This is a genomic window from Streptomyces sp. NPDC001941, from assembly GCF_040296945.1.
Classification (GTDB): domain Bacteria; phylum Actinomycetota; class Actinomycetes; order Streptomycetales; family Streptomycetaceae; genus Streptomyces.
The window spans coordinates 15,996-39,063 of record NZ_JBEOYE010000060.1 but is presented as its reverse complement, the minus strand read 5'-3'; the positions used below and the strand labels follow the sequence as shown (position 1 = coordinate 39,063).

Sequence of the window (23,068 nt, the reverse complement as noted above, 5' to 3'; positions counted from 1 at the left end):
GCAAGCGGATTCACACGAGTCGCACGAGTCGCATGACTCGTACGAGTAATACGAGTAAGAGGAATCGCGCTGCTCGCCCCATAGCCAATGGACACCAAATAGAAGGGGAGAGGAAGGGAGTGACCGTGGACACCACCTCCTGGGAGGACCTCGTGGCCTCGGCGCTGCTCGGCACCGACCGGCGGCCGCCGCCCCCGGGCGTCGCCGCGCCCGGCCGGGACGCTCCGTCGGCGCTGCTCGACGCCGCCGCCGCCCGGACCGTACGGCGAAGGGCGGGCCTGCTCCCGGCCGTGGCGGCCGAGCCGCCCGCGCCCGCCCCGGGCGACGAGCGGCGGCCGCTGCCCGGGCCCGCGCGACGCCGGCTGTCGCTGCTGCTCGCGGACCGCACCTCTCCGGCGCACTCGGGCGGCGGGCGGCGGGGCAGCGCGCCGGACCTCACCGAGCTGCTGCCGCAGTGGCTGGCGGCGGCCAACGCGCACGGCTACCGGGCGCCCGCCGCGGCCCTGCCCGCGCTGCTGGACGCAGCCCGGGCCCGTACCGATCTGCGGCCGCAGGCGATGGTGTTCGCGGGGGCGCGGGGGCTGTGGCTGGCCCGGCTCAACCCGGACTGGAGGTTCGCGCTGCGCGGGCTGCCCGGCGGGGCCGCGCTGCCCGGGCCGGACGAGGCGGAGGCGGTCGGGCGGCTGTGGGAGGAGGGCCTTTTCGCCGAGCGGGTGGCGCTGCTGTCCTCCGTACGGGAGCACGATCCCGCGGCGGCGCTGGGGCTGCTCGGGTCGACCTGGGCGAGCGAGCGGGCCGAGGACCGGCTGATGTTCCTGGACTCGCTGCGCACCGGACTGGACGACGCGGACGAGCCGTTCCTGGAAGCGGCGCTCGCCGACCGCAGCCGCAACGTGCGGGCGACGGCCGCCGAGCTGCTTTCCGCGCTGCCCCGGTCGGCGCTGGCGGGGCGGATGGCGGCGCGGGCCGCGTCGTGCATCGCGCTGGACCGGTCGGGGGACGGGCCGGCGGTGGTCGTGGAGGCGCCGCACGAGTGCGACGCGTCGATGCAGCGCGACGGGGTGATCCCGAACGCGCCCGCGGGCCGGGGTGAACGGTCTTGGTGGCTCGGCCAGTTGGTGGAGGCCGCGCCGCTGGGCACCTGGCCCGGGAGGCTCGGCGGGCGGGCGCCGGAGGCGATCGTGCGGCTGCCCGTGCGCGACGACTGGGCGGACGAGCTGCACGCGGCATGGTGCCGGGCGGCGGTGCGGCAGCGGGACGCGCCCTGGGCCCGGGCGCTGCTGGGGGCGCCGGCGACCCCGCCCGCGACCGGGCCGGGCACGTCGTCCCTGGCCGAGCGGGCCAAGCTGCTGGGGATCCTCCCGGCGGACGAACGGGCCTGCTGGGTGGCCGGGTTCATCGCGGCGCACGGGCTGTCGGAGGCGTTCCAGCTGCTCGGGGTGTGCGCGGTGCCGTGGGCCGGGGAACTGGGGCGGGCGGTGGTGGACGCGCTGGAGATCGCGCGGGACGCGGGGAGCTATCCGTGGAGCTTCAGCGGGGTGATGGGGCTGGCGGAGCGCTGCCTGGACCCGGTGGAGGCGGGCCGCCTGGAGTTCCTGACGGCGGTACCGGACGAGGGGGCGGAGGCGGCGCCGGGAGCTGGGGGGTACTGGGCGGAGGCGTTCCAGCGGCTGGTGTCGACGTTGCGGTTGCGGGGGGAGATGGCGGCGGAGCTGGGGGCCTGAGCCCGGACGGACCGTCGGTACCGGGGGGCCCGAGCCCGGACGGGCCCGTCGGTGCCGGGGGCCCCGCACGCACCCCGGTGCGCCGCAGCAGCCGTGGGCGGACCGGGGCAGGGGTTGGCGAGGCCCACAGGCCCGGGGCACGAGGCCCGGGGCACGAGGCCCGGGGCACGAGGCCCGGGGCACGGGGCCCTGCGCTCCGGTGCCCGCACCGGTGAGGGGCCGGGCCCTCGTGGCGCCGGGCCGGGCCGTCCCCGACCCGCCCCTTCCCGAAAGCCTCCGGCGGCTGGGGGCGGCACCGTTGGGTGCGGCACCGTTGGGTGCGGGTCGCGAAGAAGGGAGCCCGGGGCTCCGCCCCGAACCCAACACGGGGCTCCGCCCCTGCACCCCGGTAGGTGGCCCGGCCTCATCTCGGCGGAGCGCTCCGCCCTCGACCCGGCAGGGCTTCGCAGGCGAGTCGGCCGCACTCGAACAGGAGGACGCCCGACACCGCCCGGTGCGGGGCCAAGGGCTCCACACCAGGCTCATGGGACCGCGCGTCCCCGGACTAAGCCCCCGTAGCCGTACGGATGTTGGTGTTGACCCACTCCACGATCGCGCCCGTCGTCGCCCCCGGCGTGAAGATCGCCGCAACGCCCAGTTCCTTCAGCGGGGCGATGTCGTCCTCCGGGATGATGCCGCCGCCGAAGACCTTGATGTCCTCCGCGTCGCGTTCCTTCAGGAGCTCGATCACCTTGGCGAACAGGGTGTTGTGGGCGCCCGAGAGGATGGACAGGCCGATCGCGTCCGCGTCTTCCTGGATGGCGGTGTCGACGATCTGCTCGGGCGTCTGGTGCAGACCGGTGTAGATGACCTCCATGCCGGCGTCGCGCAGTGCGCGGGCGATCACCTTGGCGCCGCGGTCGTGGCCGTCGAGACCGGGCTTGGCCACCACGACGCGGATCGGACCAGTCACACCCATCACTGCCTCCACATGCGTCCCCCGTACTTGAGTGCCGGGGAGGTGAACGAACGTTATCCACAGCATCCCGCACGCCGCCGTTTCGCGGTGGACACCGAGGGGGAAATCACACGTGGGACATGTTCGCTCTGCGGCGTACCCGCACCAGGCGGCCCAGCGGTCGCGGCGGGACTCAGTCGCAAGGGGAGCCGCTACGAGGTCGCCGCATTCCCGTGCCGCCAGCCGCGCGGCGCGGAGGTGCGGCCCTTCGGCCATCGCTCGATCGCGTGCGCGCGGCTCCCTGTGAGGGCGCACGGGGGACAGAGTCGTCCTTCCGCGCGCCGTTGGGGAGGTCGACGGTGTCGGTGGCATCGGTGGGGTTGACGGGTCCGGTGGGGTCGCTGGTGGCGGCCGCGCGGGGAGCCGGGGCAGCGGGAGCCTTCAGGGCCCTGTGCCGGTTCCAGCAGTACCTGCCCGGGCCCCCGCCCGCCCTGCGCCCCTGGCTCTCCGCCGCGCTGCTCAAGGCCACCGCGCTGGAGGCCGCGATCCTCGCCGGGCACCTGCTGCTCTACCCCTCGGGCGTGCTGCCCGAGCGCCGCCCCTCGGGGCCGCCCCGGGACGCCGCGCCGCAGCGCCGGCCCGTCCTGCTGCTGCACGGCTTCATCGACAACCGCTCGGTGTTCGTCATGCTGCGCCGCTCGCTGACCCGCAACGGGTGGCGGCACGTCGAGTCCCTCAACTACTCGCCCCTCACCTGCGACCTGCGCACCGCCGCCGAACTGCTCGGCCGCCACGTGCAGGACGTCCGGGAGCGCACCGGCCAGGACCGGGTCGACATCGTCGGGCACAGCCTGGGCGGGCTGATCGCCCGCTACTACGTGCAGCGCCTGGGCGGCGACGCGTACGTCCGCACCCTGGTCACGCTCGGCACCCCGCACGCGGGCACCGCCGTGGTCCCGCTGGCCAGCGCGCACCCGCTGGTGCGGCAGATGCGGCCCGGCTCGCCGGTGCTCAGGGAGCTGGCGGAGCCCGCGCCCGGCTGCCGCACCCGCTTCGTCAGCTTCTGGAGCGACCTGGACCAGATCATGGTCCCGGTCGAGACGGCCCGGCTCGACCACCCGGACCTGGAGGTGCACACCGTGCGCGTGAGCGGCATCGGGCACCTCGCCCTGCCGGTCCACCCGGCGATCGCCGGCGGGATCCGTGAGGCGCTGGAGGCGGACGAGACGGCGGCGCACGGCGCGCGTGCGGCGTTCTCGGTCGCCTGAGCGCCACCGGAAAGGGTTACGTGGCGTCCATACGCCTCGAAACGTCGAACACCCGTCGAACGTAGGGCCAAAGCTGGGCCGGGCCTCCGCCGAAAGGCGGCCGAATGCCCGTTTCCCCCGGACCCGAAACCTTCGGAAGATTGTCGCCGTCGCGTACCGCCGGGTACAGTCGCGCCACTGTCCTTGCTCCCGAGGCGAGAGAGAAGTGGGTGAACGACCAGCCACCCCGCGCCGGGTACACCGCCGGAAACGACGGCTACTCGACTGGAAGCTTCGCCACCGACCCGCTCTTCGGTAGCGCACCGAACGGGTTCCCCGCGGACCAGAGCGGGCAGTACGAATCCTCCCCGTGGTCGGACACCGCGACCGCGCAGTGGGACACCGGGGGGTACGACACCACCGGGGCCTTCGCCGCCGCTCCCCCGTACGAGGCCACCGCGCAGTGGGACTCCGGAGCGTGGAGCCAGGTCGACCAGACCGGGAGCAGCCCCCTCCAGACCCAGCAGTTCCAGCCCGGGCAGTTCGCGCAGTTCGCCCAGCCCACGCAGGCGACGCACACCACGCAGTTCCCGCAGTTCACCGACGGGCAGTTCGACGCGACGGGCCGGTTCGACACGACCGGGCAGTTCGACACGGCTGGTCACTTCGATACGACCGGTCAGTTCGACGGCGCGCAGTTCCAGCAGGCCGGACAGACCCAGGAGTTCCAGCAGCTCCAGGAGTTCCAGGACCTCCAGCAGTTCCACGACGTGCGGACCGGTCAGTTCGACACGACCGGGCAGTTCGACGCGACCGGCCAGTTCGACACGACCGGCCAGTTCCCCGCCGCCACCGCGCAGTGGGACACCGGGGCGTACGACACCGGCCAGTGGACCACCCCCGGCTTCGCCGGTGAGACCGGCGCCTACGACGCCACCCAGTGGAACCACGCCGAGCCCGGCCCGGCCGGCCCGGTCGTCCCCGAGCAGTACGCGCCGGACCACGGCCACGAGGACCTCTCCCTGCACGAGCAGGCCACCCAGACCTTCCAGGTCCCCGACGACCTCGCCGGGCACGCCGGGTCCGAGCAGTACGAGGGCGGCGAGGACGGCGAGGACGACGGCGAGGGCGATGACGCGCCGCACGCCGGTCGCACCCCCGCCCCCGGCCGCCCCGTCAGCCGCCGCGCGGGCACCCGCCGCCGCTCCCCCGCCAAGCGCTCCGCGCTCCTCACCGTCGCCGTCCCCTCCGTGTGCGTGCTGGGCGCGGCCGGGATCGCCGCCGCCTCCGTCACCGGGGGCGCCGAGAAGAAGGACGACACGACGACGATGGCCGCCGCCGACCCGTCGTCGGTGAAGCCGGTCGCCGCCAACAACCAGCTGGACACCCAGCTCGCCGCGCTCAGCGCCGACGCCCGTGACTTCGGCGACCGCGCCAGCCGCACCCAGGAGCGCCTCGACCTCAAGGCGCGCCAGGAGGCCGACAAGAAGAAACGTGAAGCCGAGGCCGCGCGCAAGGAGGCCCTGCGCCCCAAGTTCGCGCTGCCGGTGAAGCTGCACCAGCTCAGTGCGTACTACGGCCAGGCGGGCGTCAACTGGCTGTCCGTGCACACCGGCATCGACTTCCCGGTGCAGACCGGTACGCCGGTGATGTCCGCGACCGACGGCACCGTACGGACGCAGTGGAACAGCGCGTACGGGAACATGGCCATAGTGACGGCCCCCGACGGCACCGAGACCTGGTACTGCCACCTGAGCAGCACCAAGATCCGGTCGGGCGAGGTCAAGGCCGGTGACGTCATCGCGTACTCCGGCGACTCCGGCAACTCCACCGGCCCGCACCTGCACTTCGAGGTGCGCCCCGGCGGCGGCTCGGCCATCGACCCGCTGCCGTGGCTGCGCAGCCACGGCCTCGACCCGACGTCCTGACCCCCGGTCCCGGCCACCCGGTCGGGACCGTCCCGGTCGGGACCACCCTCGGTCCCGAGTGGCCCCGACCGTCCGACGCCCCGGCGCTACGGGCCCGGCGCTACGTCGCCGCGCGCCCTACAGCTTCTCCACCGGCGCATACCGCAGCAGCAGCCGCTTGGGCTTGGGCTCGCCGAAGTCGATCGTCGCCTGCGCGTCCGAGCCCGTGCCCGTCACGGCCATCACCGTGCCCAGGCCGAACTGGTCGTGCGTGACGCGGTCGCCGACCTGGAGCGCGATCACCGGCTTGTCGCTGGTGCGCCGGGTGGCGAAGCCCGAGGGGCCCGAGCGGGAGCGCGAGGACGACAGCGACGAGGTGATCCCCGACGTCGGCCCGGCGGGCTTGGCGACCGGGCCGGTGCGCTTCCACTCCAGGTGGGTGGCCGGGATCTCCTCCAGGAAGCGCGAGGCGGGGTTGTACGAGGGCTGGCCCCAGGCGCTGCGCAGGGTGGAGCGGGTCAGGTAGAGCCGCTCGCGGGCGCGGGTGATCCCCACGTACGCCAGGCGGCGCTCCTCCTCCAGCTCCTTGGTCTGGCCGAGCGCGCGCATGTGCGGGAAGACGCCGTCCTCCATGCCGGTGAGGAACACCACCGGGAACTCCAGGCCCTTGGCCGTGTGCAGCGTCATCAGCGTGATGACGCCGGAGCCGTCCTCCTCCTCGTCGGGGATCTGGTCGGAGTCGGCGACGAGCGCGACCTTCTCCAGGAACTCCGCGAGGGTGCCCGCACCCTCCTCCTCGCCCCGGTCCTGCTCGAACTCCAGGGCCACGGCGGCCAGTTCCTGGAGGTTCTCGATGCGGGTCTCGTCCTGTGGGTCGGTGGAGGCCTGGAGCTCGGCGAGGTAGCCGGTGCGCTCCAGGACCGCTTCCAGGACGACGGCGGGTCCGGCGCCGGAGTCGACGACGGTGCGCAGCTCCTCCATGAGGGTGTTGAAGCGCTTGACGGCGTTGGCCGAGCGGGCCGCCATGCCGTACGCCTCGTCGACGCGGCGCAGCGCCTGCGGGAAGGTGATCTTCTCGCGCAGGGCCAGGGCGTCGATCATCGCCTCGGCGCGGTCGCCGATGCCGCGCTTGGGCACGTTGAGGATGCGGCGCAGCGGGACGTTGTCCTCGGGGTTGGCGAGGACGCGCAGGTAGGCCAGGACGTCCCTGACCTCCTTGCGCTCGTAGAAGCGGACGCCGCCGACGACCTTGTAGGGCAGGCCGACGCGGATGAAGATCTCCTCGAAGACGCGGGACTGCGCGTTCGTCCGGTAGAAGACCGCGACGTCGCCGGCCTTGGCGTCGCCCGCGTCGGTGAGCCGGTCGATCTCGTCGGCGACGAACTGGGCCTCGTCGTGCTCGGTGTCCGCGACGTACCCGGTGATCTGGGCGCCCGCGCCCGCGTTGGTCCACAGGTTCTTGGGGCGGCGGGACTCGTTGCGCTCGATGACCGCGTTGGCGGCGGACAGGATCGTCTGCGTGGAGCGGTAGTTCTGCTCCAGCAGGATCGTGGTGGCGTCCGGGTAGTCCTCCTCGAACTGGAGGATGTTGCGGATGGTGGCGCCGCGGAAGGCGTAGATCGACTGGTCGGCGTCGCCGACGACGCACAGCTCGGACGGGCCGAGGTCCTCGTACCCGGTGCCGACCAGCTCGCGCACCAGCGTGTACTGGGCGTGGTTGGTGTCCTGGTACTCGTCGACCAGGACGTGCCGGAAGCGGCGGCGGTAGTGCTCGGCGACGTCGGGGAACGCCTGGAGCAGGTGGACCGTCGTCATGATGATGTCGTCGAAGTCCAGCGCGTTGGCCTCGCGCAGCCGCCCCTGGTACATCCGGTAGGCCTCGGCGAGGGTCTTCTCGAAGCCGTCGGTGGCCTGGTCGGCGAAGGTCTCCTCGTCGACCAGCTCGTTCTTCAGGTTGGAGATCTTGGCGTTGAAGGACTTCGGCGGGAACTTCTTGGGGTCGAGGTCCAGGTCGCGGCAGACCAGCGCCATCAGGCGCTTGGAGTCGGCGGCGTCGTAGATCGAGAACGACGAGGTGAAGCCGAGCTTCTTGGACTCGCGGCGCAGGATGCGCACGCACGCGCTGTGGAAGGTGGAGACCCACATCGCGTTGGCCCGGGGGCCGACGAGCTGCTCGACGCGCTCCTTCATCTCGCCCGCGGCCTTGTTGGTGAACGTGATGGCCAGTATCTGGCCGGGGTGCACGTTCTTCGTCGCCAGCAGGTGCGCGATGCGGTGGGTGAGCACCCGGGTCTTGCCGGAGCCGGCGCCCGCGACGATGAGCAGGGGCGAGCCGGTGTGGACGACGGCGGCGCGCTGCTGCTCGTTCAGCCCGTCCAGGAGCGCGGCGGCGTCCACGACGGGCCGGGGAGCGCCGTCGCGGTAGTACGCCTCGTGGGGCGCGGGCGCGTCGAAGGCGCCCCCGAAGAGGTCGTGCGGGACCTCCTCCGGACCCGGGTCGCCGGGCTCGGAGTCCTCGGGCGGCGGCGGGGGCTCCTCCGGAGCGCTGTTCTTGAGGCCCGCCAGGAAGCTGTCGTCAAAGAGGCTGCTCATCGTCATCCGAGTCTAGGCCGCTCCTCTGACAGCCCGGGGCCGTCCGCCGAGACAGCCTCCGTACGGTACGCGGCGCACCCCGCGCGACACGGTACGCAGCGCCCCCCACGCGACTACGCACGGTGAAGGTCACGGGAATGTATCGGGCCTGTCGGACATCAACCTTCCCAGCGGTCCCGGCAGTTGGCTAGCGTGCCCGACCAGCCGGAGAACGCCCCCCGTCGTCAAGGAGGTGTCGGCGGTGCCGACCCACCGGAAACCGCGCACGCCGCTGCGCCCGCACGGCCCCGCCGTCGGCGTCACGACGGCGGCCATCGCCTCCGTGACCCTGCTCTCCGGGCAGGCCGTGCTCGCGCCGTCCGCGCAGGCGGCCCCCGCCCCCTCGGTCGAGGAGGTGCAGCGCAAGGTCGACGAGCTGTACCGGCAGGCCGGGACCGCGACCCAGCGCTACGACCGGGCCAAGGAGGCCGCCGGGGCCCAGCGCGACGAGGTCGGCCGGATCCTGGACGACGTGGCCCGGCGCACCGAGTCGATGAACGCCACCCGCCGCGCCCTGGGCGGCTTCGCCGCGGCCCAGTACCGCGAGGGGGCGGTCTCCCCGACGGCCGCGCTGATCTTCGCGGACAGCCCGGGCGCGTACTTCGACCAGACGCAGCTGATGGACCGGCTCACCGCGCGCCAGCGGTCGGTGCTGGGCGAGTTCGAGGAGCAGCAGAAGGACGCCGCGGCCCGGCGGGCGAAGGCCACCGCGGCGCTGGAGCGGCTGACCGCCTCGCAGGCGGCGCTGCGCGACAGCAAGCGGGAGGTGCAGGACCGGCTCGGCGAGGCCCGGCAGCTCCTGGCGAGGCTGACCGCGAAGGAGAAGGCCCGGCTGGCGGAGCTGGAGCGCGAGCGCCAGGCGCAGGCCCGCCGCGAGGCGGAGGCGAAGGCCCGCGCGGAGGCGGAGCGCGCCCGGCGCGAGGAGGCCGCGCGCGAGGAGGCGGGCACCCCGCCGCCGGCGCGGGACGACGGCGCGTACGGGACGAAGGCGGAGAAGGCGCTGGCGTTCGCGCGCGCCCAGATCGGCAAGCCGTACGTGTGGGGGGCGACGGGCCCGGGGTCGTACGACTGCTCGGGGCTGACCCAGGCGGCCTGGCGGGCGGCCGGGGTGGACCTGCCGCGCACCACCTGGGACCAGGTGGAGGTGGGCACCCGGGTCGCCACGGCGGACCTGCGCCCGGGCGACCTGGTGTTCTTCTACGACGACATCAGCCACGTGGGGCTCTACATCGGCGGCGGGAGGATGATCCACGCGCCGAAGCCGGGGGCGTACGTGCGGGAGGAGTCGATCTACACGATGCCGGTGTACGGGTCGGTCCGGCCGGCCTGAGCGCGCGGACGGCCCCGCCCGGGCCCCGGATCAGGCGCGGATCAGGTCCAGAGCGTGGCGATGAAGATGTTGGCCAGGGTGAGCCCGCCGACCGCGCCGAAGACGGCCTTCTCCACCTTCTCCTCGTCGCGCTTCACGTAGACCAGGGCGAGGATCACGATCAGGACGGCCAGCTTCACGCCGATCTTGACGTTGTTGACCGTGTGGCCCTCGGCCTGGTGCACGCCCACCAGCGCCACGCCCGTGACCAGCATGGTCAGCGCACCGTGCAGCATCGCGGGCACGAAGCGCGCCGTGCCCGCGCCCATGGCCTTCATCTGGGTCAGGAACCCGCCCAGCAGGCAGGCGATGCCGATGATGTGCAGGGCGACGAGCACGTTGATGAGTACGTCCATGGGGCGGAGCCTAGCCGGGGCCGTACCACCCGGGTCCGGTCAGGGTGGGCGCCTCGGGCCCTTCGGTCAGGGTGCGCCGCCTTCCCTCGGGGATCCGGCCGGGCGCCCGGGCACCGAACGGTCGATGCCGGTCGTCGGCGGCCAATAGCGATCAGTACGGCCCTCCCCCGTGACCCCCAGGTTTAGCGTCCTCCCCCAGGTGGCCGACTCCCCACCGCCGCCGGGCGACCGGTGGCCGTCGGCCACCCCCGCCGGAGGAAGGTCCGGCGGCGGCCCGCTCCCCTGTGCGGCCGCCGCCGGACGGGGCGGGTCCCGGACGTACGGAAGGATGTGACCCGCCCTCGTGGCAGCGCACCGCAAACCCAGGCAGCGTCCGCTCACCGGGCCCGCCGCCCGCACCGCCGCCACGCTCGCGCTCGCCGGAGCGGCGACCGCGACCGCCTTCGAGGGCTCCGGGTACGCCGAGCCCCGGCTGACCCCGGCCCAGGTCAAGGCGAAGGTCGACCGGCTGTACCAGGAGGCCGAGGAGGCCACCGAGGCGTACAACGGCGCCAGGGAGAAGGCCGACGAGGCCCGCGCGTCCTACGACGCACTGCGCGGCGAGACCGCCCGCAAGGAGCGCGAACTGGGCACCGCCCGCGCCGCGCTCGGCTCGATCGCCGCCGCCCAGTACCGCTCCGGCGGACTCGACCCGGCGCTCCAGATCGCGCTGACCGCCGACCCCGAGCACTACCTGGAGGAGGCCGCGCTCGCCGACCGGGTGGGCGAGCGGCAGGCCCAGCAGATCTCGGCCGTGCGCGGGCGCCTGGTGGAGATCGGGCAGCTGCGCTCCGAGTCCGACCAGCGGCTGAGCGACCTCAAGGCCCGGCAGGACGAGCTGAGCCGCCACAAGGCCACGATCCAGGGCAAGTTGTCCGACGCGCGGGCGCTGCTCGACCGGCTGACCGCCGAACAGCGCGCGTCCTACGAGGCGCAGGGCACCGGCGACGGGCAGGCGCACGCGGACCGCTCGATGGAGCGCGGGGCGCTGCGGGCCCCGAACTCCCGTGCCGCGGAGGCCGTCGCGTACGCCTACGGGGCGCTCGGCAAGCCGTACGTGTGGGGGGCGACCGGCCCGGGGTCGTACGACTGCTCCGGGCTGACCCAGGCCGCCTGGAGCGCGGCCGGGGTGTCGCTGCCGCGCACCACGTACACGCAGATCAACGCGGGACAGCGGATCTCCCGGTCCCAACTGGCCCCGGGCGACCTGGTGTTCTTCTACTCCGGGATCAGCCACGTGGGCCTGTACATCGGCAACGGCCAGATGATCCACGCCCCGCACCCGGGCGCGCCCGTGCGGATCGCGCCGATCGACCAGATGCCGTTCGCGGGGGCGACCCGGGTGGCCTGACGGGTGCCCCCCTCCGGACGCCTCGGACGCACGTCCCGGCGGCCGAATCCCGCACCCCGGCGGACGGGTTGTGCCTACGATCCGGCGCATGGACCAGCTCGCGGTACCCCACGCCCTGCAGGACTCCGTCCGCACGCTCGCCCGGCGCTCGCCCGACCACCGGCGCGTGGGGCCCTTCACCCTGCGCTACAACCCCGGCTGGCCGATCCCGCCGGCCAACTACGCGATCCCCGACCGGGACGCGGAGCCCACCGCCGCGGAGGTGGCGGAGCTGGTCGGGGCGTTCCGGGAGCTGGAGCGGGTGCCGCGCCTGGAGTTCCTGCCGGTGTGCGCGCCCGCGGTCGAACCGGCGCTGCTCGCGGCCGGGTTCGCGGTGGAGAACCGGGCGCCGCTGCTGGCCGTGGAGCCCGGCGGTCTCCTCCAGCCGGAGCCGGTGGCGGGCCTGGTCGTCAGCGAGCCGGAGCGGGACGCGGACTACTACGCCGCCGCCGGGGTGCAGCACCTGGGCTACGGGCAGACCGGGGAGCCCACCGAGGGCGAGGTCGCGTGGCTGCGGGGCGCGCGGGAGAACGGCGGCGTGGCCGCGCTGGCCCGCGTCGCGGACGGCACGCCGGTCGCCGCGGGCGGCTGCTCGGCGCCGGTCGACGGGCTGACCGAGCTGGCGGGCCTGGCGGTCGCGGCCGGCCACCGGCGGCGGGGCATCGGCGCGGCGGTCTCCGCGTACCTGACGGCCCGGGCCTTCGAGCGGGGCTGCCGGGTGGTCTGGCTGGAGCCGGGGGACGCGGACGTCGAGCGGATCTACGCGAAGATCGGCTACCGGCGGGTCGGCGACAAGCTGGATATGTCCCTGTCCTGAGCGGCGGGGTCCTGGCCCGCCGGGTCCTGGCCGCCGGGGGTACCGGAGCCGGGGACCCGGGTGCCCTGGCCGTGCGAGCCCGTCTGCTGCTGCTCGGGGCCGCCCTGCCAGGCGCCGCCGCCCCCGTGGTGACGGCCGCCGTCCTGGCCGCCACCCTCCCGGCCGGCACCGTCCAGGCCACCACCGTCCTGGCCGCCGTGCCGGAACTCGGGGGCGATCCGGGCGGTCAGCCACTCGAAGACCGACTCCACCTGGCGCTTCCAGGTCAGCGTGGTGTGGCTGCCGTCCACCTGGCGGGCGTCGACGCGCGTCGGCGGCTTGGCCGCCCGCCGCAGGTCGAGGCCCTGCTGGTAGCCGTCGCGGCCCTTGCCGGTGAAGAGCAGCGAGATGCGCGGCGGGGCGGCGGCGGCCTTCAGCATGTTGAGCGGGTTGTTCTCGCGGCGCAGCTCGGGCGTCTTGGCGGTCAGCGAGTCGCGCTCGGCGGCGGGGTCGTTGTAGCCGGACATGGAGACGGCCGCGGCGTACCGGTCGGGGTGGGCTATCGCCAGCTTGGCGGCGCAGTGCGCACCGGCCGAGTAGCCGGCGACGGCCCAGTCGGAGGCCTTGTCGGAGGCGCGGAAGGTGTCGGTGACCATCTTGCGCACGTCGACGCTGAGCCAGGAGTCGGCGTTGGCCTTGCCCGGTATGTTGGCGCAGCCGGTGTCGGCGCCGGGCAGCAGCGTGGTGCGCGGGGCGACGAGGATGAACGGGGCGACCTTGCCCCGCTTCATCAGCGGGGCGAGCTTCTCGTTGGCGTGCAGGCTGCCGAACCAGGCCTTCGGGGAGCCGGGGTAGCCCGAGAGCACCTGGACGACCGGGAACTTCTTGTCCTTGTACGCCGGGTCGTCGTACTGCGGGGGCAGCCACACGTACACCTCGGCCTTGATCCCGGAGACCTTGCCGTCGAGCGTGGTCTTCAGGACGCCCGGGCCCAGGTCGCCGTCACCGGCCGGGTCGAAGGCCTGCTTCATCCGGGGCAGCTGGTCGAGCTTCTTGCCGCCGGTGCCGTCGGGGCCGAGGTCCTTGGCCTGGCCGACGTTGTCACTGGTGCCGAGCAGGTCGCCCCAGCTGTCGTACAGGCTGTTGGAGTTGTTGACCGCGACGAACACCACGGTCACCGCGGTGACCTGGACGAACCCGACCATCAGCAGCCGCGCGAAGCCGCGCACCAGCGCGGGGCCGCGCACCCGGCTCCACAGCGCCAGGGGCAGCAGCACCGCGAACACGGCCAGCACGATCGCGGTCACGAAGAACGGGGTTCCGGTCAGGCTCATCACGGACCGTAAGAGGGGATCCGGCCTGTCCGGGTTGTCGTTCTTGTGTACCAGTCACATCACAGTTGGCCTTACGGATCGTCTCGGCGACCCGGCCGCGGCCCGTCCCGGCCGGGCGCCGGGGCGGGACCGGGGCAGCCGGGGCGGGCCGCTGTGACGGCGTCAGACCAGGCGGCGGGCGGTGGCCCAGCGGGTCAGCTCGTGCCGGTTGGACAGCTGGAGCTTCCTGAGCACCGCGGAGACGTGCGACTCGACCGTCTTCACCGAGATGAAGAGCTGCTTGGCGATCTCCTTGTACGCGTACCCCCGGGCGATCAGCCGCAGCACCTCGCGCTCACGCTGGGTGAGCCGGTCCAGGTCCTCGTCGACCGGCGGCGCGTCGGTGGAGGCGAACGCGTCGAGCACGAAGCCCGCGAGCCGCGGCGAGAACACCGCGTCGCCCTCCTGCACCCGGAAGATCGAGTCCACCAGGTCGGTGCCGGTGATCGTCTTCGTCACGTACCCCCGGGCACCGCCGCGGATCACGCCGATCACGTCCTCGGCCGCGTCGGACACCGAGAGGGCCAGGAAGCGGACCGGGTCCTGGGCCGCCGCCATCAGGTTCGCGCACCGGCGCAGCACCTCGACGCCGCCGCCCCCGGGCAGGTGCACGTCGAGCAGCACCACCTCGGGCCGGGTGGCCGTGATCACCGTGACCGCCTGGTCGACATCGGCGGCCTCGCCGACCACCTCGACCCCGGTCTCGTCGGTCCGGCCGATCTCCGCCTGCACGCCCGTGCGGAACATCCGGTGGTCGTCGACGAGCACGACCCGGACCCGCCGGTCCACCGCGTCCGTGCGCTCCGTGGCCTGCTCCGTCATGCGTCCGCCCTCTCCATCTCAAGCTCCACTTCGGTCCCCCCGCCGGGCACCGTCCGCAGCCGGGCGGTGCCGCCGTTGCGCTGCATCCGCCCGATGATCGATTCTCGTACGCCCATCCGGTCGTCCGGCACCGCGTCCAGGTCGAAGCCCGGCCCCCGGTCCCGCACCGACACGAAGACCGTACGCCCCTCGACCTCAGCGAACACCTGCACGGCCCCGCCCTCGCCACCGTACTTGGCGGCGTTGACCATGGCCTCGCGCGCGGCCTGCATCTGCGCGGACAGCCGCTCGTCGAGCGGGCAGTCGCCCACCACCACGACCTCCAGCGGGACGCCGTGCTTGTCCTCCACCTCGGCGGCGGACCGCTTCACGGCCTCGGCCAGCGTCTCCGGCTCGTCGGACTCCTCCTTGCCGGTGCCCTCCGGCTTGTACAGCCAGTTGCGCAGCTCGCGCTCCTGGGCGCGGGCCAGCCTGCGCACCTCGCCAGGATCGTCCGCGTTCCGCTGGATCAGCGTGAGCGTGTGCAGCACCGAGTCGTGCACGTGCGCCGCGACCTCGGCCCGCTCCTGGGCGCGGATGCGCATGGTGCGCTCCTCGCTCAGGTCCTGCGACATCCGCACCAGCCAGGGCCCGGCGAGCAGCGCTATGCCGGCCAGCACCGCGACCGAGGCGGTCAGCGCCGTGCCCAGCTGGGCGGCCGAGCCGCGCACCACCATGAACACCGTCAGGCCGGTGCCGACCAGGGCGATGCCGCCGACCGCGCGGGCCAGCTCCAGGGTGCGCCTGCGGCGGGCGTCCTGGCTCCAGCGGGCCCGGCGGGAGTTGTCCACCTGGCGCCAGAAGAGGATCAGGCCCACGCCGATCAGCAGGGTCGGCCAGATGTAGCGGTTGGCCGAGGAGCCCATGTCCACGTTGACCACGAAGACCGCGGCGCCGACGCCCAGCGCGATCAGCGCGAAGACCTGGCCCTTGTCGGGCTTGCGCAGCCGGCGGCGGCCCTCGGCGGTGGTCTCGAACACCGAGCGGGACGCGGCGGTGGTGCCGCCGACGCCCAGCGGGACGACGATCCAGAACACCGCGTACAGCAGGGCGCCCAGGCCGTCGGCCAGGAACAGCCCGAGGAAGACCAGGCGCACCCACACCACGGGCAGCCCGAGGTGGCCGGCGAGGCCCCGGGCGACACCGCCGAGCATCCGCCCGTCGGCGCTGCGGTACAGCTTGCGCACGGGCGTCTCGTCGGTCTCGGGGACTCGGGCGGCGACTGGCATGCCCCGATCGTCACACGGCCGGGCCCGCCCGGGCATCAGGGTCCCCACCGAATCCGACCCTGGTGAATATCAGGGTCCGGCCAGGGTGGCGCCGGATGTCCCGGGCGCGGCGGGCCCGTCACCATGGAGGCATGACGAGCAGCCCGCCCCCCTCCCAGGCTCCCTCGCCGGCCCCGCCCCTGCGCCGTGCCCCCCGGCAGAAGGTGGTCGCCGGCGTGTGCGGCGGCCTGGGACGCCACTTCGACCTGGACCCCGTCATATTCCGGATCGTGGTCGGCGTGCTCTCGGTGACCGGCGGACTCGGCCTGATCTTCTACGGGTTCGCCTGGCTGGTGCTGCCCGCGGACGGCGAGGAGGAGAACGAGGCCCGCCGGCTGCTGACCGGCCGGGTCGACGGCGCGGCCCTGGTGGCCGTGCTGATGGCGCTGGTCGGCTGCGGCCTGTTCCTGTCCATGCTGCGCAACGGCGGGACGCTGGCCTTCTCGGTGCTGCTCGGCCTGGCGGTGGCGGGCGCCTCCGTGTGGTCGCAGCGCCGCCGCCTCGCGGTGGACCCGGAGGGCCCGGGGCCGCTGGACGCGGCGACGGCCGGGGCGGTCGCCGACGCCCCGCCCGAGACGATGGCCCCGCCGCCGCCCGGCAGCCCGTCCTGGTGGCGGGACCCGATCGTGAAGGACGGCACCACGGGGCCGGTGACCTCCGGTTATCTCTGGGGCCCGGCGGACTCGGTGGCCGTCGCCGACCCCGCGCGGCCGGTCAGCGACCCGGACCACCCGTGGCGGGCGGGTGGCGCGGTGGCTGCCCGCGCGCCCCGCGGCCCGCGCGGCATCGGTGGCGTGACGTTCCTGCTGGCGGTGGTCGGCGGCGCGCTGGCGACCGCGGGCGCCTGGGGCCACCAGCCGCTGGGCACCAGCCTGCAGATCGGCCTCGCGGTGGCGCTGGCGGTCTTCGGCCTCGGCCTGGTCGTGGGCGCGTTCCTGGGCCGGATCGGGTTCGGCACGATCGTGCTGACGGTCCTGACGGCGGCCCTGCTGGCGGGCGCGTCCGCGGTGCCCGACCGGATCGGCACCGACTGGGAGCACCGCGCCTGGCGGCCGACCACCGTCGCCTCGGTCCAGCAGAAGTACGAGCTGGGCAGCGGTGACGCCACGCTCGACCTGTCGGCCGTCGCCGTACCGCCGGGCTCGACGCTGCGCACCCGGGCCGACGTGGGCGCCGGACGGCTGCGGGTGGTCGTGCCCAGGGACGCGACGGTGCGGGTGCGGGCCGACGTGGGGCTGGGCGACCTGCGGCTGCCGGGCGAGCCCGCGGACGACATCGACGTCTCCCCCGACCAGAGCCTGACGCGGACGCTGAAGCCGCCCGCCGGGGCGGAACCGGCGGGCACGCTGGAGCTGTCCCTCGACGTCACCCTCGGACAGGTGGAGGTCACCCGTGCTGCGTCATGAGTTCCGTCCCGGGCGCCTGATCGCCGGGCTGACCGCGCTGGGCATCGCCGCCGCCTTCGCCGGCGACGCCGCGGGCGAGTGGGACACCCCGTGGTTCGTGGTCGTGCCCGTGCTCACCGGCGGCCTGGTCCTGGCGGGCACGGCGACCTGGATCGCCTACGGGATGCGCAGGCGCCGCGCCCTGCGGGCCGCGTCCAGGGAGAGCACCGAGGCACCGGCGAGCACCAGCGGCAGCCAGGCCATCAGGTAGGCCAGGTCGTTGCCGTAGTAGTACGGCGACACCTGCCAGCTCACGGTCAGCCACAGGCTCAGCGAGATCAGCGCGCCGCCGAGCGCGGCGATCCTGGTCCACAGCCCGAGGAGGGTGCCGAGCCCGACCAGCAGCTCGCCGACCGCGATGGCGTACCCGAAGCCGACCGGGGCCCGCAGGGCCAGGTCGACCAGCCAGGGCAGCGCCGCGCCGTCGCGGGCGAAGCGCATGGTCTCGCCGATGGAGCCGGTGCCGCTCGCCGACATGAAGGCGCTGTCGGTGAGCTTGTCGAGCCCGGCGTAGACGAAGGTGACGCCGAGGAAGAGGCGCAGCGGCAGCAGGGAGTAGCGGGACGCGGTGGCCTTCCAGCCGCTCTCGCCGCCCCCGGTGCCCGTGCCGTGCACGGCCGTGGTGGTGGGTGTGTGTGCCATCGTCGTCCTGCCTTCCCGCAGTCGTCCGGGATCCGGTCGTCCGGGTTTCAATTGTCCCCGGTCCCCCCATGGAGGGATACGCGGGGAACGGACGCGCGGCTCATCGCACAGTGATACGGGAAACGGGACGCGGGGAACAGGGGTACGAGAACGGGGTACGGGAAGCGGGCCCGGGAGGACCGGGTCCGGCAGGACCGCTACTCCAGGACGTCGATGGCGACCCGGTTGGACTCGGTGCCCGCCGCCGTCACCACCTGGACCTCCACCCGCCCCGGCTCCACGTCCGCGGGCACCGGCAGCACCAGCGAGGTGTCGGTCGGGTTGGTGAAGCCGCCCTCGACCGGGACCAGCGGCACGTGGACGTGGACGGCGCCGATGCGGGCGACCAGCCGGGTCAGCCGGTCGGGGTCGCCCGCGCCGGGCGGGACGAAGCCGGTGCCCCGGATCTCGATGTCGTCCCCGGTGCGGATCGGCCCGTCCAGGTCGCCCGCCTCACGGGCCCGCACCACGGAGAGGATGACCGGCCGGCCGCCCTCCGCGTACTTCCCGGCCCCGTAGGTCAGCGCCGAGACGCCCGCGAGCACCACCAGCGCCCACGGCAGCCCGGGCAGCCGCTCCGGCTCACGGGCCAGCCGGGCGCAGGCGAACACCAGGACCGCCGCGTTGACCAGGACGTACTGCACGTCCCCGAAGCTCGCGCGCCCGTCGTCGTCGCACAGCAGGTCCGCCGCCCCGGGCCGCCGGGCCCGCACCTTCTGCAGCCGCTGGGCGTGCACCCGTACCGCCACCACGCGACGCGTCAGCACCGCCACCGCGCAGCCGGCGCCTGCCACGGCCAGCAGGGTCGCGTCCCGGCGCAGCTGGAGCACCGGCTCGGCCCGGAAGGCCAGGAACACCACGGCGTACGCGAGGAACAGCACCCAGCCGACGGCGACCGCGCGGGAGGTGGAGAGCCGGTTGTCCTCGCCGGTGACCACGGCGAGCAGCCCGCCCGCGCCCCGGTGCAGGTGCGCGCCGCCGACCAGCAGCGCACCGAGGAGGACCGCCGTGACGAGGGCGGCGGTGCGGGCCCCGGTCCAGCCCGCCCAGAAGGCGGTGGCCCCGGTGCCGGCGGCCAGGGCGAGGACGGCGCCGGCGGTCCCGTACAGCGAGCCGCGCCAGGCCCGTTCCAGCCGGCCCGCGTCGGCGGACCGGTCGTGCGCGGCGGCCCGGGCGGACTCGGTCAGCTCGTCGGAGACCCACTGCCGGGATGCCCCGGCGGACCGCTCGACGCTCGCGGGCAGGCCGTTTCCGGCCGCCAACTCGTCGCGCTTGGCCAGGAATTCGGACTCGCGTGCATCCGACACCGCCACGATGCCCCCTCCGAGACCCGGCAACTCCCGTGTCATTCCAGGGAATTGTGCCGCACGAAAGGGCTCCCGGGACACACGGGGCGCCCTCTAGGGGGTGGTTGGCGCGCCACCCCGTTGACCGATCACCTGCGCGACCAGCCGGAGGTCGTACGGGAGGCCGGTCACGAGCACCGGTTCGGCGCCGTCACGGCACTCCAGGACGTGCCGGGCCCCGGACACCGCCGCCGGGTCACCCGGGCGCCACGGCCGGGTGCCCTCGATCCGCAGCCGCTCCAACGGAGCGGCCCGCCGCCCCGGCTACCCGAGCCCCTCGCCGCAGTATCGGCGCCACAGCGGCTGGTAGCTCACCCAGGCCACCAGGTCGCTGCCCAGCTGCTCACGGGTGGCCACCGCGTCCCGGTGGTCGATGCGCAGCGGCTTCCCGGCCGCCCGCGCGGCCAGCTGCACCTCGCTGCACCGCTCCATCGCCACGAACCACCAGGCCGCCGCGTCCACCGAGCCGCCCACCGTGAGCAGCCCGTGGTTGCGCAGCACCAGCGCCTTGCGCTCCCCCAGCGCGGCGGCGACGCGACGGCCCTCGCCCGGGTCGACGGCGACGCCGGTGTACGCGTCGTACAGCGCGTGGTCCTCGTAGAAGGCGCACGCCTCCTGGGTGATCGGCTCCAGGAGCTCGCCGAGCGCGGCCAGCGCCCGCCCGTACGTCGAGTGGCAGTGCGCCACGGCCACCGCGTCGGGCCGGGCCCGGTGCACCTCGGCGTGCACCACGAACGCGGCCTGGTTGACCCGGCGGGTGCCCTCCCGGACCCGGCCGTCGCCGTCGACCAGGAGCAGGTCGTCGGGGCCGAGCGCCCCGAAGGGCTCCCCGAACGGGTTGACCCAGTAGCAGTCGGCGAACTCCGGGTCCCGCGCGGTGACGTGACCGGCCACCCCGTCCTCGTACCCCAGGCGCCCGAAGAGCCGCAGCGCGGCCGAGAGCCGCTCCTTGCGGTACGCGCGCTCCTCGGCCGCGGATCGGTGCACCGGCGGCATGGCGAAGCCCAGCCGCTCGACGGGGACGGGGTCGGGCGGCGAGGCGGGCGCGGGAGGGGGCGGGGGCCCGGGCGTCTGGGCTGTCATGGCGGGAAGGTAACCGCGCGTCCGTGAACTGGCCAGAGAGATCACAGGAGTTCGGTACGGAGGCGGGCGCTGCGGGGATACGACGAAGCCGCCGCCCCGGAACGGGAACGGCGGCTTCGCTCAGCACGCGGCAGGCCACACGCATGGGCCTACCGGTCGCGTGCTACTCCCACTCGATCGTCCCCGGGGGCTTGCTCGTCACGTCGAGGACGACCCGGTTGACGTCCTTGACCTCGTTGGTGATCCGGGTCGAGATCTTGGCCAGGACCTCGTACGGCATGCGGGTCCAGTCGGCCGTCATGGCGTCCTCGGAGGACACCGGGCGCAGCACGATCGGGTGGCCGTAGGTGCGGCCGTCGCCCTGGACGCCGACCGAGCGGACGTCGGCGAGCAGCACGACCGGGCACTGCCAGATCTCGCGGTCCAGACCGGCCGCCGTCAGCTCCTCGCGGGCGATGGCGTCGGCGTCGCGCAGCAGGTCCAGGCGCTCCTTGGTGACCTCGCCGACGATGCGGATGCCCAGGCCGGGGCCGGGGAACGGCTGGCGCTGGACGATCTCCTCGGGCAGGCCGAGCTCCTGGCCGACCATCCGGACCTCGTCCTTGAACAGCTGGCGCAGCGGCTCGACGAGCTCGAACTCGATGTCGTCGGGCAGCCCGCCGACGTTGTGGTGCGACTTGATGTTGGCGGTGCCGGTGCCGCCGCCGGACTCGACGATGTCCGGGTACAGGGTGCCCTGGACCAGGAACGCGACCTCGGGACCCTCCTCCTGGAGGATCTCCAGCTGCGCCTGCTCGAAGACGCGGATGAACTCCCGGCCGATGATCTTGCGCTTGGTCTCCGGGTCGGAGACGCCGGCCAGGGCGTCCAGGAAGCGCTTCTCCGCGTCCACGACGACCAGGCGCGCGCCGGTCGCGGCGACGAAGTCCTTCTCGACCTGCTGGGTCTCGCCCTTGCGCATCAGGCCGTGGTCGACGTACACGCAGGTCAGCTGGTCGCCGATGGCCTTCTGGACGAGGGCCGCGGCCACCGCGGAGTCGACGCCGCCGGACAGGCCGCAGATGGCGCGCTTGGAGCCGACCTGGGCACGGATCGCGGCGACCTGCTCCTCGATCACGTTGCCGGTGGTCCAGCTGGGCTCGATGCCGGCGCCGCGGTAGAGGAAGTGCTCCAGGATCTGCTGGCCGTGCGTGGAGTGCAGCACCTCGGGGTGGTACTGGACGCCGTACAGCTTCTTCTCGTCGTTCTCGAAGGCGGCGACCGGGACGACGTCGGTGGACGCGGTCACGGCGAAGCCCTCGGGGGCGGCGGAGCAGGCGTCGCCGTGCGACATCCACACCGACTGCTCGACCGGGGTGCCCTCGAAGAGGGTGGAGCCGGCCCTGGAGACGTGCAGCTGGGTGCGGCCGTACTCGCGGGCGCCGTTGTCGTCGACGGTGCCGCCGAGGCTCTGGGCCATCAGCTGGAAGCCATAGCACATGCCGAAGACCGGGACCCCGGCCTCGAAGAGCGCGCGGTCCAGGCGCGGGGCGCCCTCCGCGTACACCGACGAGGGACCGCCGGAGAGGATGATCGCCTTCGGGTTCTTCGCCAGCATCTCGGCCACGGGCATCGTGGACGGGACGATCTCGCTGTAGACCCGGGCCTCGCGGACGCGGCGGGCGATGAGCTGGGCGTACTGCGCGCCGAAGTCGACGACGAGGACGACGTCGGGCGCGGCAGCGGGGGACGCTGATGACACTGGCGGCCTTCCGGCGGAGGGAGGGGGTCGGTTTTGTCGATTCTACCGGGGCGCCCGGGGCGCGCTTCGTCGCATCATCCGGAGCCGGTACGGGGACGGGGGTGCGGGACCGCGCGCACGGCGCGAGGGGGGCGCGCGGGACGACGGACGGGATGACGGACGGGGCGGGGGGCGGGGCGGGGGTCCGGCCCGGGTCCGCCGTCCGTCCCGGGTTCCACCGTCCCCGGTTCCACCGTCCCGGGTCCCATCGTCGCGGGTCCAGCATGCGGGCGGGTTTGCGCGGGCGGGCGGGGGCGGGGGCATACTGGGCCCATGCGCAAGCACCAGACCTACGTCTTTACCTATGGCACCCGGCCCGTCCGGTGCCATGGTCGTGCTGCTTGAGCAACTGACAAGCGACTTCCCAGGCGCCCCGGGCCGACAAGGCCCGGGGCGCCTGTCGTTTCCCGGTCCGCGCCGACCAGGGGCTCCCCCGCCGAACCGTCCGATCCGATCCGAACCGATCCGCATCGCACCGAGGAGCCCACCATGACCGCCACCACCACCTCTGCCTCCCCCGCCCCCTCCACCGCCGCGACCCCCGCCGAGAAGACCGGCGCCCGCACCGAGTCGGCCGCCGAGCTGATCACCGGCGCCCGGGAGCACATCGACACGCTGGACGACCGGATCATCGGCCTGATCCAGGAACGGATGGCCGTCTCGGCCGTCATCCAGGAGGCCCGCATCACCTCGGGCGGGCGGCGCGTGAACCTGGCGCGCGAGACGGAGGTCCTCACCCGCTACCGCCAGGCCCTGGGCAAGCCGGGCACCGCCCTGGCGATGACGCTCCTGGAGCTGTCGCGGGGCCGGGTCTGACGTCTCCGAGGGGGCTGGC

At 74.1% G+C, this 23,068-nt stretch carries 18 protein-coding genes and 1 pseudogene; 9 read left to right on the top strand and 10 right to left on the bottom strand.

Annotated elements, in window-relative coordinates:
* Positions 1-32 precede the first annotated feature (32 nt).
* Complete coding sequence (locus tag ABT160_RS31670; protein ID WP_351651369.1) at positions 33-1,724, top strand: DUF5691 domain-containing protein; 1,692 nt, start codon at positions 33-35, stop codon at positions 1,722-1,724.
* Positions 1,725-2,268: 544 nt separating this feature from the next.
* Here ABT160_RS31670 and icmB read toward each other — a convergent pair.
* Positions 2,269-2,682, bottom strand: coding sequence for a coenzyme B12-dependent isobutyryl CoA mutase small subunit (gene icmB, locus ABT160_RS31665; RefSeq protein ID WP_351651368.1), 414 nt, complete (start codon positions 2,680-2,682; stop codon positions 2,269-2,271).
* 449 nt (positions 2,683-3,131) lie between these two features.
* Here icmB and ABT160_RS31660 point away from each other — a divergent pair, with 449 nt between their 5' ends.
* Positions 3,132-3,929 (top strand): esterase/lipase family protein, encoded by a 798-nt coding sequence (locus tag ABT160_RS31660; protein ID WP_351651381.1) that lies wholly within the window; start codon positions 3,132-3,134, stop codon positions 3,927-3,929.
* Positions 3,930-4,138: 209 nt separating this feature from the next.
* On the top strand, positions 4,139-5,836 hold the full coding sequence (locus tag ABT160_RS31655) for a M23 family metallopeptidase (RefSeq protein ID WP_351651367.1): 1,698 nt from the start codon (positions 4,139-4,141) through the stop codon (positions 5,834-5,836).
* Between the two features lie 117 nt (positions 5,837-5,953).
* Here the strand turns inward: ABT160_RS31655 and pcrA are convergent, their stop codons facing one another.
* Positions 5,954-8,407, bottom strand: coding sequence for a DNA helicase PcrA (gene pcrA, locus ABT160_RS31650; RefSeq protein WP_351651366.1), 2,454 nt, complete (start codon positions 8,405-8,407; stop codon positions 5,954-5,956).
* Positions 8,408-8,648: 241 nt separating this feature from the next.
* Between pcrA and ABT160_RS31645 the strand changes: the two genes are divergently transcribed.
* Positions 8,649-9,776, top strand: coding sequence for a C40 family peptidase (locus tag ABT160_RS31645; RefSeq protein WP_351651365.1), 1,128 nt, complete (start codon positions 8,649-8,651; stop codon positions 9,774-9,776).
* Positions 9,777-9,817: 41 nt separating this feature from the next.
* Here ABT160_RS31645 and ABT160_RS31640 read toward each other — a convergent pair whose 3' ends face one another.
* The gene (locus ABT160_RS31640; RefSeq protein WP_351651364.1) at positions 9,818-10,171 is read right to left on the bottom strand and encodes a hypothetical protein; all 354 of its coding nucleotides are present in this window, start codon (positions 10,169-10,171) and stop codon (positions 9,818-9,820) included.
* A 343-nt stretch (positions 10,172-10,514) separates the two neighbouring features.
* On the opposite strand from ABT160_RS31640, the gene ABT160_RS31635 reads away from it, so the two are divergent.
* Positions 10,515-11,561: a C40 family peptidase gene (locus ABT160_RS31635; RefSeq protein WP_351651363.1), complete on the top strand. Its 1,047-nt coding sequence runs from the start codon at positions 10,515-10,517 to the stop codon at positions 11,559-11,561.
* A gap of 88 nt (positions 11,562-11,649) precedes the next feature.
* Complete coding sequence (locus ABT160_RS31630) at positions 11,650-12,417, top strand: GNAT family N-acetyltransferase (RefSeq protein WP_351651362.1); 768 nt, start codon at positions 11,650-11,652, stop codon at positions 12,415-12,417.
* Here the strand turns inward: ABT160_RS31630 and ABT160_RS31625 are convergent.
* The 3 genes from ABT160_RS31625 to ABT160_RS31615 form a co-directional block, all read right to left on the bottom strand.
* Positions 12,375-13,730, bottom strand: coding sequence for an alpha/beta hydrolase (locus ABT160_RS31625; protein WP_351651361.1), 1,356 nt, complete (start codon positions 13,728-13,730; stop codon positions 12,375-12,377). The two genes, ABT160_RS31630 and ABT160_RS31625, sit on opposite strands and share 43 nt — an antisense overlap.
* A 162-nt stretch (positions 13,731-13,892) precedes the next feature.
* Positions 13,893-14,591: a LuxR C-terminal-related transcriptional regulator gene (locus tag ABT160_RS31620; RefSeq protein ID WP_351651360.1), complete on the bottom strand. Its 699-nt coding sequence runs from the start codon at positions 14,589-14,591 to the stop codon at positions 13,893-13,895.
* Positions 14,588-15,859, bottom strand: a complete 1,272-nt coding sequence (locus ABT160_RS31615) for a PspC domain-containing protein (RefSeq protein WP_351651359.1) — start codon at positions 15,857-15,859, stop codon at positions 14,588-14,590. Before ABT160_RS31615 ends, ABT160_RS31620 begins: the two co-directional genes overlap by 4 nt.
* Positions 15,860-15,990: 131 nt before the next feature.
* On the opposite strand from ABT160_RS31615, the gene ABT160_RS31610 reads away from it, so the two are divergent.
* Together ABT160_RS31610 and ABT160_RS31605 are read left to right on the top strand one after the other, a co-directional pair.
* Positions 15,991-17,304 carry a PspC domain-containing protein gene (locus ABT160_RS31610; protein WP_351651358.1) on the top strand — a complete coding sequence of 438 codons (1,314 nt, stop codon included), beginning with the start codon at positions 15,991-15,993 and terminating at the stop codon, positions 17,302-17,304.
* Positions 17,291-17,554, top strand: a complete 264-nt coding sequence (locus ABT160_RS31605; RefSeq protein WP_351651357.1) for a hypothetical protein — start codon at positions 17,291-17,293, stop codon at positions 17,552-17,554. Before ABT160_RS31610 ends, ABT160_RS31605 begins: the two co-directional genes overlap by 14 nt.
* On the opposite strand, the gene ABT160_RS31600 is transcribed toward ABT160_RS31605, so the two are convergent.
* The 4 genes and pseudogenes from ABT160_RS31600 to guaA form a co-directional block, all read right to left on the bottom strand.
* On the bottom strand, positions 17,461-17,985 hold the full coding sequence (locus tag ABT160_RS31600) for a DoxX family membrane protein (protein ID WP_351651356.1): 525 nt from the start codon (positions 17,983-17,985) through the stop codon (positions 17,461-17,463). The two genes, ABT160_RS31605 and ABT160_RS31600, sit on opposite strands and share 94 nt — an antisense overlap.
* 197 nt (positions 17,986-18,182) lie before the next feature.
* A pseudogene (locus tag ABT160_RS31595) lies at positions 18,183-19,383 on the bottom strand (hypothetical protein).
* A gap of 251 nt (positions 19,384-19,634) precedes the next feature.
* Positions 19,635-20,453, bottom strand: a complete 819-nt coding sequence (locus ABT160_RS31590) for a class II aldolase/adducin family protein (protein ID WP_351651354.1) — start codon at positions 20,451-20,453, stop codon at positions 19,635-19,637.
* A gap of 163 nt (positions 20,454-20,616) precedes the next feature.
* Positions 20,617-22,194: a glutamine-hydrolyzing GMP synthase gene (gene guaA, locus ABT160_RS31585; RefSeq protein WP_351651353.1), complete on the bottom strand. Its 1,578-nt coding sequence runs from the start codon at positions 22,192-22,194 to the stop codon at positions 20,617-20,619.
* A 528-nt stretch (positions 22,195-22,722) separates the two neighbouring features.
* On the opposite strand from guaA, the gene ABT160_RS31580 reads away from it, so the two are divergent.
* Positions 22,723-23,049: a chorismate mutase gene (locus tag ABT160_RS31580; protein ID WP_351651352.1), complete on the top strand. Its 327-nt coding sequence runs from the start codon at positions 22,723-22,725 to the stop codon at positions 23,047-23,049.
* Positions 23,050-23,068 lie beyond the last annotated feature (19 nt).